This window comes from Mycobacterium sp. (assembly GCF_035603715.1).
In the GTDB taxonomy this organism is placed as follows: domain Bacteria; phylum Actinomycetota; class Actinomycetes; order Mycobacteriales; family Mycobacteriaceae; genus Mycobacterium.
Window position 1 is genome coordinate 1 of sequence record NZ_DATNJW010000255.1, and the last position, 10,300, is coordinate 10,300.

A 10,300-nucleotide genomic window follows, 5' to 3' on the forward strand; every position below is an offset into this window, starting at 1 on the left:
AATGGACCTCACCGGTATCGGGATCTGGAGTAGCCAGCTTCGCTACGGCAACCCCGCTGAATCCGCTGATGCGGCAGCGGAATTGGACGAATTGGGGTTCCGGGCACTGTGGATACCCGACGTTGGCGGGGCGGTCTTCGAAGCGGTTGGCAACCTGCTCGCCGCAACTAAGCAAACCACGGTCGCCACCGGGATCCTGAATCTCTGGATGCATACGCCGAGCGACGTCGCTACGTCGTACGCGGAACTGACCGCCGCCCACGGCGACCGTTTCCTGCTGGGTATCGGGGTCAGCCACGCACCGGTGATCGATGCCGGCGCGCCCGGGCGGTACCGCAAACCCCTGGCGGCGACGGCGTCCTTCCTTGACGAATTGGATGCCACGCCGCAACCGGTTCCCGCCGAACGACGGGTGCTGGCCGCGCTCGGCCCGAAAATGCTGTCGCTGTCCGCTAGACGTGCCGCGGGGGCACACCCCTACCTCGTCACCCCCGAGCACACCGCAACGGCCCGTGGGACTCTGGGTGACGGGCCCTGGCTGCTGCCAGAGCAGACCGTGATTCTCACCGACAGCGCCGACGACGCACGCGCTATCGGAACCGACTGGCTACGTTCGTATTTGGCGTTGCCGAACTACGCCAACAATCTGCTGCGCTCCGGCTTCTCCGAAGACGATCTGGCGCAGGTGAGTGATCGCCTGTTCAACGCGATCATCGCGTGGGGCGACGAGAACGCAATCCTGCGTCGGGTCTCCGAGCATCGTTCGGCCGGCGCCAACCACGTCTGCATCCAGGTGTTGCTGAGCGACCCGAAAGCCTATCCACGCGAGCAGTGGCGGCGCATCGCCGCCGCGCTGAAGTAGCGAGTCACACCCGCCCCTCGCCGAGGTGGTGTCCGATGTGCCCGCCTCACAGCGACAATCGCGGATGCGTCATACCTACGTGCGAGGATTCCGCAATGAAGCTGCTTCGAGGCATCGAGCTGCGGTACGTCCTCACCTTCCATCTGGCGAATCAGGGTCCGGCGACCGTGGCCGAATTGATCGAAGGCCTTCGCCACCAAGGTTTTTGCGTTCAGGGCCGGCCGTCGAAAGCCATCTCCGACGCGTTGCGGTGGGAGATCGAGCGCGGTCGCGCGCGCCGACTCGGGCGCGGTCGCTACGGTCCGGGTTATATCCCGCGCTCCACCGATTACCGGATTCATCAACGAGTTCTGGCACTGCGCTCGGCGGTTGTCGCTGTGAGGCGGGCACAAAGCACACTGCTCCTGGAGCCTTACGCAAGTGGCGGATGTGACTAATCCGAGCAGGCATACATTGGAGCCATGTCTTCCAAGCACACGCTGTTTCGGATCTTCTACCGGCTCGGGTTCACGCCCTGGGATGGCCACCCGCTGGCTCAGAGTCTGCGGGCCCTCATCGAAGGCAACGATGCGCTATCCCCCGGGACCGCGCTCGAACTCGGTTGCGGCACCGGCGACACCTCGATCTACCTGGCCGAGCATGGCTGGCAGGTCACAGCTGTCGACTACGTCAAGCAAGCGTTGGAAAAAGCCCGCGCCAAGGCGGAAAAGGCCCGCGCTGTCATCAACTTCGCCCGCGCCGATGTCACCCGCTTGAGCTCAGCCGGCCTCGGCAACAACTTCGGGTTGATCGTAGACAACGGCTGCCTGCACAACATGAGCGACGGCGACCGTGACGCTTACGTCCGCGAAGTCGCCGCTATGTCAGCCCCGGACGCGCGATTGCTGATCGTCGCATTCGCTCCCGGCGGCAGGTTCGGTGTGCGCGGCGTGGAACCGGCCGAGATGGCGCGACGATTCAGCCACGGCTGGACCTTGCTGTCCGCCGGCGCCGAGCGGGACCTAGACGCTGAACAGACCCCGACTCGGCACTACCTCTTCCAGCGCAGCGGCTAACTACTTGGTCAGCGAGTCCGGCGGCAGGAAGCGGTCGCCGTACTTGGCGGCCAGCTCGCGAGCCCGCGCCACGAAGGCTTCCTTACCGGTGCCGAGCGCACCCTGATAGCCGACGATGAACTGCGCCGAGCCACCGGTGTACGGCGGGAAGCCGATACCCATGATCGAGCCGATGTTGGCGTCGGCGGTCGATGTGAGCACGCCTTCGTCGAGGCACTTCTGGGTTTCCAGCGCCTCAGCGAACAGCATCCGGTCGACCATGTCCTGCAGCGGCAGCTCAGTCGAACCGGACTTGAACGTCTCGCGCAGGCCCGGCCACAGCCGGGTCCTCTTGCCGTCGACGTACTCGTAGAAGCCGGCACCCTTCAACCGCGACGGGCGCTCGAGCTCGATCATCTTCTCGACGACCGCCTCGGCCGGGTGCGGCTCGTACTTGCCGCCGGCGTCCTCGATGCCCTTGCGGCTCGCGGCGGCGATCTTGTGCATCAGCTCCAGGTTGAGCTCGTCGGACAGCTGCAGCGGCGGCGCCGGGTATCCGGCCTGCGAACCCGCGTGCTCGACGCTGGCAGGCTCCACACCCTCGCCCAGCATCGCGAGCGCCTCGTTCACGAAGGTGCCGATCACGCGGCTGGTGAAGAAGCCGCGGCTGTCGTTGACGACGATCGGGGTCTTGCCGATGGCCAGGGTGTAGTCGAACACCCGGGCCAGCGCCTCGTCAGAAGTCTTCTCGCCCTTGATGATTTCGACCAGAGGCATCTTGTCGACCGGTGAGAAGAAGTGGATCCCGATGAAGTCCTCCTGCCGCTTCACGCCGGTCGCCAGACCGGTGATCGGCAGCGTCGAGGTGTTCGACCCGAGCAGCGCGTTGGGTTCGACGATGTCCTCGATCTCCTGGAACACCTTGTGCTTGAGGTCCTGGTTCTCGAAGACGGCCTCTACGACGAAGTCAACGCCCTTCAGGTCGGCCGGGTCAGCGGCCGGCGTGATGCGGTCCAGCAGCGCCTTGGACTTCTCCTCGGTGGTCTTGCCCCGCTGAAGTGCCTTGGCCTCAAGCTTTTCCGAGTACGCCTTGCCCTTCTGCGCGGCCTCGATGCTGACGTCCTTGAGTACGACCTCGTATCCGGCCTTGGCGGATACGTAGGCGATACCGGCGCCCATCATGCCCGCGCCCAGCACACCGATCTTGTGGATTTTGACCGGCTCGATGCCGTCCGGCCGCGACCCGCCGCCGTTGATGTGTTGCAGGTCAAGGAAGAACGCCTGGATCATGTTCTTGGCGACCTGACCGGTGACCAGCTGAGTGAAGTATCGGCTCTCGATGCGGCTGGCGGTGTCGAAGTCCACCTGAGCACCCTCGACGGCCGCGTCAAGGATGGCTCGCGGCGCCGGCATCGGCGCACCCTTGAGTTGCTTCTTCAGCAGCGCCGGGAACGACGGCAGAACGCCGGCCAGCGCGGGGCTGGACGGGGTACCGCCAGGCATCTTGTAGCCCTTGACATCCCACGGCTGAGTGTGCGAGTCGGGGTTGGCCTTGATCCACGCCTTGGCGGCGGGCACCAACTCATCGACCGAACCGACCAGCTCGTCGACCAGGCCGGTCTCCTTGGCCTTGTCGGGCTTGAACCGAGTGCCCTGGGACAGGATGTTCATGAACGCGTTCTGGATGCCGAACATCCGCACGGTGCGGGTCACCCCACCACCACCGGGCAGCAGGCCCAGCGTCACCTCGGGCAGGCCGACAACCAGGCCCTTGACGTCCGCCGCGATGCGGTGGTGACAGGCCAACGCGATCTCCAGACCGCCGCCGAGCGCGGCGCCGTTGATCGCGGCTACCACCGGCTTGCCCAGCGTTTCCAGAGCACGCAGGTCGCGCTTGACCGATTCGACGGTGTCGAAGGCCTCACCCGCGTTCTCGGGACCGAGCTTGATCATGCCCTTGAGGTCGCCACCGGCGAAGAAGGTCTTCTTCGCGCTGGTGATCACCACGCCGGTGATCGAATCCTTTTCGGCGACAAGCTTTTCCACCGCGTTGTGCATCGACTCCGCGTAGTGCTCGTTCATCACGTTCGCCGACCCAGTGGGGTCGTCGAGCGTCAAGGTGACGATGCCGTCGGCATCCTTGTCCCAATGAATGGTGTTCTCTGCCATGGCCCTAAACCCTTAAACCCTCTCGATGATGGTGGCGACACCCATGCCGCCGCCGATGCACAGCGTGATGAGCGCGCGACGGGCGTTGCGGCGCTCGAGCTCGTCGACCATGGTGCCGGTGATCATCGCGCCGGTGGCACCGAGCGGGTGTCCCATCGCGATGGCGCCGCCGTTGACGTTGAGCTTCTCGTCCGGGATGTTGAGGTCCTTCTGGAACTTCAGCACGACCGAGGCGAAGGCCTCGTTCAGCTCGAACAGGTCGATGTCGTCGATGGTCAGACCGGCACGGTCGAGCACCTTGCGGGTGGCCGGGGTCGGGCCGGTGAGCATGATCACCGGGTCCGAGCCGCTGGTGGCGGTGGCCACGATGCGCGCCCGCGGGGTCAGGCCCTGCGACTTGCCGGCGGCCTCGGAGCCGACCAGCACCAGCGCGGCGCCGTCGACGATGCCGGAGCTGTTGCCGCCGGTGTGCACGTGGTTGATCTTCTCGACGGCGTGGTACTTGGTCAGCGCCACGTCATCGAAGCCGCCCATCTCGCCGATGCCGTCGAACGCGGTCTTCAGCTTGCCCAGGCCTTCCAGCGTGGTGTCGGGCCGCATGTGCTCGTCGTGGTCGAGGATGGTCAGGCCGTTCTGGTCGAGAACCGGCACAACTGACTTCGCGAAGTAACCGCCCGACCAGGCCTCGGCGGCCTTGTGCTGGCTGCGCAGCGCGTAGGCGTCCACGTCCTCGCGGGAGAAGCCCTCGATGGTGGCGATCAAGTCGGCACCGATGCCCTGCGGCACGAAGCCGATCTGGTAGTTGGTCTCGGGGTCGGTCGCCCAGGCGCCGCCGTCGGAGCCCATCGGGACACGGCTCATCGACTCGACACCACCGGCCAGCACCAGGTCATCCCAGCCGGAGCGCACCTTCTGTGCGGCGGTGTTGACGGCCTCCAGGCCCGAGGCGCAGAACCGGTTGAGCTGCACGCCACCGGTGGTCTCGGGGAGCCCGGCAGCAAGCACCGCGGTCCGGGCGATGTCGCCGCCCTGGTCGCCGACCGGCGATACGACGCCGAGGATCATGTCGCTGATCAGGGTCTCGTCCAGGTCTGGGAACCGCCTGCGCAGCTCGTCGACCAGGCCGACGACCAGGTTCAGCGGCTTGACCTCGTTCAGCGAGCCGTGGCGCTGCTTGCCACGCGGCGTGCGGATGGCCTCGTAGATGAAGGCTTCTTCGGACATGACTGATTCCTCTTCAACAGTTGTGATTTTCAGGTCCGGCTACGGACCTGTCGTTTCCGACGCTAGTCCTCTGTCGGCCACCCTAACAGGGCGGCCGATCAACCTGTTGGTTGGGCCGGGTCGGCCGGGCTCTGCCACCGAGTGTGACGCTGCAGTCACTCACGCCGCCGGGCGTGACGCTGCAGTCACAGGCCGGGGCGAAGTTAGGCTCGACGACCATGACGGTGTCGCGACTGCAACCGTATGCGACCACGGTGTTCGCCGAGATGTCAGCGCTGGCCGCGCGGGTCGGCGCGGTGAACCTCGGCCAGGGGTTCCCCGACGAGGACGGCCCGCCCGCGATGCTCAAGGCCGCCCAGGATGCCATCGCCGAGGGCGTCAACCAATACCCGCCGGGCATCGGGATCCCCGCGCTGCGGGAGGCGGTCGCGGCTCAGCGGAAGAGAAAGTACGGCATCGACTACGACCCGGCGACCGAGATACTGGTCACGGTCGGGGCTACCGAGGCGATCGCGGCCGCCGTGTTCGGACTGGTCGAGCCCGGCTCCGAGGTCATCTTGATCCAGCCGTTCTACGACTCCTATTCCCCGGTGGTGGCGATAGCCGGCAGTAAACGGGTCGTCGTGCCGCTGGTCCCGGACGGCCGCGGCTTCACGCTCGACATCGAGGCGCTGCGGCGGGCGGTGACCCCGCGCACCCGCGCGCTGATGCTCAACTCTCCGCACAATCCCACCGGCACAGTGTTCGGCGAGGCCGAGCTGGCGGCTATCTCGGAGGTCGCCGTGTCGGCCGACCTACTGGTCATCACCGATGAGGTCTACGAGCATCTGGTGTTCGACGGCCACCGACACATACCGTTGGCCGGGCTCGACGGGATGGCCGAGCGAACGATCACGATCTCGAGCGCGGCGAAGATGTTCAACTGCACCGGCTGGAAGATCGGATGGGCCTGCGGGCCGGCCGAACTCATTCACGGCGTGCGCGCGGCCAAGCAGTATCTGAGCTACGTCGGGGGTGCCCCGTTCCAGCCGGCGGTGGCAGACGCTCTCAACACCGAGGACGCGTGGGTGGCTTCGCTGCGGAACTCGTTGCAGGACAGGCGCGATCGGCTGGCGCGCGGGCTGAGCAAGATCGGCTTCCGAGTGCATGACAGCGCGGGCACTTACTTCCTGTGCGCCGATCCGCGACCGCTCGGCTACGACGACAGCACCGCGTTCTGCGCAGCACTGCCCGAACAGGTCGGGGTCGCCGCGATCCCGATGACGGCCTTCTGCGATCCCGCCGGCGAGGACTGGGTTGCGTGGAATCACTTGGTGCGGTTCACCTTCTGCAAACGCGAAGACACGCTTGACGAAGCGATCCGCAGACTCGGGCAACTGCGCGAAGGGCCGGCTACATCGAACGGTTCGACGAAACGCTCGCCATGACCCGCCGTCGCAGTCCCTCGGTCGCGGCGTAGAGGACTTTCTTGCGCGCCCGATTGACCAGAAATTCAGGTATCGGCGCCGAGGGCTCGAGGGTGATCTCGAATCGCACCCGCGTCCTGTCCTCGGTTTCGCGTTGCAGCGTGTACTCGACGTGCTGCGCGTGTTGCTGCAAAGTCTTGTTGGCGTCCCACACCACCCAGTCCGGTCCCCAGTGATACTCGAGCACTTCGGTGTCGATGATGCCGACGATCCTGATGGTGACCTTCACATGATGGGGGCGGCCGTCGGGATAGCTATCGATGACTTCGGCCCGTTTGTGTACCGAGGACCAGGACGGCACCGAGCCGACGTCGGCCAGCGCCTCCAGAATCGCCTCCGGCGGCGCCTCGATGACAACCTCTCGCGATGCTTGTACGGCCACTACTAGCAAACTAGCAACGCGGCCGCGTTCGCGGACCGGGTTTGCGCAGCCATGCGGCCGCTCAAAATGTTCGCCGGACGGCGGCGACAAGCCTAGTGTTGAGAAATCAGCGTCGATGAAAGGCCGGCCGTGCAGCAGCTGGGTTGGACCGATGACATGATGCTGCGCGCCGAAACGCCTGAGACGCCACTGCAAATCCAGATGCTCCTGATTTACGACCCTTCGACTGCCCCGGGCGGCAAGGTGACCTTCAAGGGGATTCTCGAAGAGCTCGACGCGCGGCTGCATCTCGCCGACGTCTTTCGCAGGCGGTTGACCGAGCTGCCCGGCGGTATCGATCGCCCGTACTGGGTGGATGATCCGAGCTTCGATCTCGAGTACCACGTCCGTCATATCGGGCTACCGCAGCCCGGCGACTGGCGGCAGCTGTGCATCCAAGTCGCGCGGCTGCACGCCCGCCAGATCGATCTGCGACGTCCGCCGTGGGAGATCACCGTCATCGAGGGGCTGAATTCCGTTCCCGGAGTGCCGAAGGGCTCCTTTGCGATGGCGTTGAAATTGCACCATTGCGCGGTCGACGGCATGGCCAGCGTTCAGATGATCGCGGCCATGCACGACCTCGCCGCCGATAGCCCACGCCCCGCTGCACCCGATAGTCCTTGGCACCCCGGCCCGCTGCCCACGACCACGAATTTACTGTCGCGAATGGCAGTAAAGGCAGCGCTGTATCCGTTGCGGGCGAGCGCAGTACTTGCGTCAAGCGCTCCCAAGGCGGTACGCGGCTTGGCAGTCTTGCCCGGCAAGCTGGTCAGCGGGGTGTCCCGTATTGCCGAGAGCGGCACCCCGTCGTTTCCACCCAAGACGCGGTTCAACGAAACGGTCTCAGCGCACCGGGTTTTCGAGGCCCGATTCCACGAACTCGACGAGTTCAAGCGGATCAAGGCGCGCGTGCCCGGTTCGACGGTCAACGATGTGGCGCTCGCCTACGTCGGCGGTGCCCTTCGCCACTATCTGGACGGCCACGGCGAACTTCCCGATGAATCGCTCGTGGCGGCATGCCCGATCTCGCTGCGCGACGCCAGCGCCAATAGCGGCAAAGGCAACATGTTGTTCGGCCGGTTGCAATCACTCGGAACGGACATTGCCGACCCGCTTGACCGGCTCACCACGATCGCTGCGTCGACCGCGGGGAGCCGTTCGGAGTCGGATCAGTCGACACGCAGTCAGCTGATCGAACTGATTGGAACCGTGCCAACCTCGTTGCTCGGGGTGGCGGCAAAGGCAGCGAGCGTGCTTCCGTTCTCCGGCCCGACGGTCGCCAATACGACCGTGACCAACGTGCCAGGTCCAACGCAGCCGATCTATTTCCGCGGTGCGCGCCTGCTCCGCGCGGCCGGGTTGGGGCCCCTCATCGGCGGGATGAACCTGATTCATGTCGTCGCGAGTTACAACGGCATTCTGTCGATCAGCGCGACCGCGGACCGCGACGCCCTGCCGGATCCGTCAAGGTATGCCGAGTGCATGCAGCAGGCATTTCAAGAATTGCTGGCCATCGCGGACTGAGCCCGTGGAGCGAGTGACGGGATTCGAACCCGTGTGTACGGCTTTGCAGGCCGCTGCCTAGCCGCTCAGCCACACCCGCATGGGGACCTACCGTGCCATCGTCGACCACCGGCGGACCACCGTTTAACTCGACCCGATCGCTATTTCGGTTGTTCCGGCATCAAGGCGCCCATCACCTGGTCCCGCAGCCCCTTGGTCGCGGCGTCGAGCACGATCTCGCTGGCCCGCCTGACGACGAAAGCGGGAACAGGTCCGGCGGGTTCGACGGTGATGTCGAAGCGCACCCGGGTCTTGTCGACGCCGATCGGCTGCAAGTTGTACTCGACGTGTTGTCCGCGCTGCTGAAAGGTATCGCCGGCATCCCATACCACCCAGTTCGGGCCCCAGTGGTATTCCAGGATCTCGTTGTCCACGAGCCCGAAAATCTTGATCGTGGCCTTCACATGGTGCGGCCGACCATCGGAGTACCAGTCGAGCACCTGAATCCGCTTGTGCAGAGGCGACCACGAAGACAGTGACCCGACATCGGCCAACGCCTCCAGGATCACTCCCGGCGGCGCGTCGATGACAATCTCTCTCGATGCTCGTACGGCCACTACTTACCAAGCTAGCAAGGCGGCACACTAATTGCGCTTGATTACCAGCCGATTTGGTCGAGTGCTGTGGTTGCCTGCGGTATCGGCCCGACCGGCGCGGACGGTGTCCGGGAGAACCGCGGGGCAGGCGCCGCCTGGTCGACGCCGCCTGCGTTGACCACCGTCGAGCGTGCGGCCAGGTGCGGGTCGCTGGCGGCTTCGCTCCACGTCAGCACCGGCGTGACGCACGCATCGGTGCCGTCGAAGATCTTCGCCCACTCGTCGCGGGTCTTGCCGGCGAATCGGGCGGTGAACGCCTCGAACATCTTTGGGTACGAACCGATTTCGAACTGGCCCGGTACCTCGTCGGCTGACAGACCCAGTCCGGCCAGCAATGCGGCGAAGAACTGCGGTTCGATCGCTCCCACCGCCATGTACTTGCCGTCGGCCGTTTCATAGCAGCGATAGAACGGCGCGCCGCCGTCGAGCAGAAACGACTCGCGCTCGTCACGCAGCGCACCGGTCGAGCGCATCGTCCACATCATCTGCGCCAGCACACTGACCCCGTCGACCATCGCGGCGTCGACCACCTGACCGGTCCCTGACCGCTCTCGCTCGTAGAGCGCGGCGACAATGCCCACCAGCACGAACATCGAACCGCCGCCGAAGTCGGCGACCAGGTTCAGCGGCGGCATCGGTGGCCGGTCGCGGTAGCCCAGCGCCGACAGCGCCCCGGTCTGCGACAGGTAATTGATGTCGTGACCCGCCGTGCTGGCCCGTGGCCCGTCCTGACCCCAGCCGGTGATCCGGGCAAAGATCAGTCGCGGGTTGACCGCCGCGCAATCGTCGGGGCCGACACCCAGACGCTCGCAGGTGCCGGGCCGAAAGCAGTCCAGCAACACGTCGGCTTTGGCAACAAGGTCCAGCAACTGTTGCGGATCGGCTTTGACGTCCAGGTCTACGATCCGCTTCCCGCGGTGCAGCAGGTCGAGGTTCTCGGCGGGCATCGTCAGTCCACCTGGACG

10 protein-coding genes and 1 tRNA gene are annotated in these 10,300 nt (G+C 65.5%); 5 read left to right on the plus strand and 6 right to left on the minus strand.

The features are described from left to right. Position 1 precedes the first annotated feature (1 nt). From VN856_RS10770 to VN856_RS10780, 3 genes are all read left to right on the plus strand, one after another. Positions 2-862 carry an LLM class F420-dependent oxidoreductase gene (locus VN856_RS10770; protein ID WP_325688787.1) on the plus strand — a complete coding sequence of 287 codons (861 nt, stop codon included), beginning with the start codon at positions 2-4 and terminating at the stop codon, positions 860-862. A gap of 95 nt (positions 863-957) precedes the next feature. Beyond that, complete coding sequence (locus tag VN856_RS10775) at positions 958-1,299, plus strand: hypothetical protein (RefSeq protein WP_325688789.1); 342 nt, start codon at positions 958-960, stop codon at positions 1,297-1,299. A gap of 24 nt (positions 1,300-1,323) precedes the next feature. Then, positions 1,324-1,917 (plus strand): class I SAM-dependent methyltransferase, encoded by a 594-nt coding sequence (locus VN856_RS10780; protein ID WP_325688791.1) that lies wholly within the window; start codon positions 1,324-1,326, stop codon positions 1,915-1,917. Here VN856_RS10780 and VN856_RS10785 read toward each other — a convergent pair whose 3' ends face one another. Further along, positions 1,918-4,065, minus strand: a complete 2,148-nt coding sequence (locus VN856_RS10785) for a 3-hydroxyacyl-CoA dehydrogenase NAD-binding domain-containing protein (protein ID WP_325688793.1) — start codon at positions 4,063-4,065, stop codon at positions 1,918-1,920. Positions 4,066-4,077: 12 nt separating this feature from the next. After that, positions 4,078-5,289, minus strand: coding sequence for an acetyl-CoA C-acetyltransferase (locus VN856_RS10790; RefSeq protein ID WP_325688795.1), 1,212 nt, complete (start codon positions 5,287-5,289; stop codon positions 4,078-4,080). Between the two features lie 218 nt (positions 5,290-5,507). Here VN856_RS10790 and VN856_RS10795 point away from each other — a divergent pair, with 218 nt between their 5' ends. Continuing rightward, positions 5,508-6,716, plus strand: coding sequence for a pyridoxal phosphate-dependent aminotransferase (locus tag VN856_RS10795; RefSeq protein ID WP_325688805.1), 1,209 nt, complete (start codon positions 5,508-5,510; stop codon positions 6,714-6,716). Here VN856_RS10795 and VN856_RS10800 read toward each other — a convergent pair. Beyond that, complete coding sequence (locus tag VN856_RS10800; RefSeq protein ID WP_325688797.1) at positions 6,682-7,137, minus strand: SRPBCC family protein; 456 nt, start codon at positions 7,135-7,137, stop codon at positions 6,682-6,684. The two genes, VN856_RS10795 and VN856_RS10800, sit on opposite strands and share 35 nt — an antisense overlap. A gap of 129 nt (positions 7,138-7,266) precedes the next feature. Here VN856_RS10800 and VN856_RS10805 point away from each other — a divergent pair, with 129 nt between their 5' ends. Continuing rightward, complete coding sequence (locus VN856_RS10805) at positions 7,267-8,700, plus strand: wax ester/triacylglycerol synthase family O-acyltransferase (RefSeq protein ID WP_325688799.1); 1,434 nt, start codon at positions 7,267-7,269, stop codon at positions 8,698-8,700. A gap of 5 nt (positions 8,701-8,705) precedes the next feature. Here VN856_RS10805 and VN856_RS10810 read toward each other — a convergent pair. The 3 genes from VN856_RS10810 to VN856_RS10820 form a co-directional block, all read right to left on the minus strand. Then, positions 8,706-8,779, minus strand: a tRNA-Cys gene (locus VN856_RS10810). A gap of 61 nt (positions 8,780-8,840) precedes the next feature. Continuing rightward, positions 8,841-9,296 carry an SRPBCC family protein gene (locus VN856_RS10815; RefSeq protein ID WP_325688801.1) on the minus strand — a complete coding sequence of 152 codons (456 nt, stop codon included), beginning with the start codon at positions 9,294-9,296 and terminating at the stop codon, positions 8,841-8,843. A gap of 41 nt (positions 9,297-9,337) precedes the next feature. Beyond that, the coding region (locus VN856_RS10820) for a CaiB/BaiF CoA-transferase family protein (protein WP_325688803.1) at positions 9,338-10,300 on the minus strand (963 nt) is incomplete at its 5' end.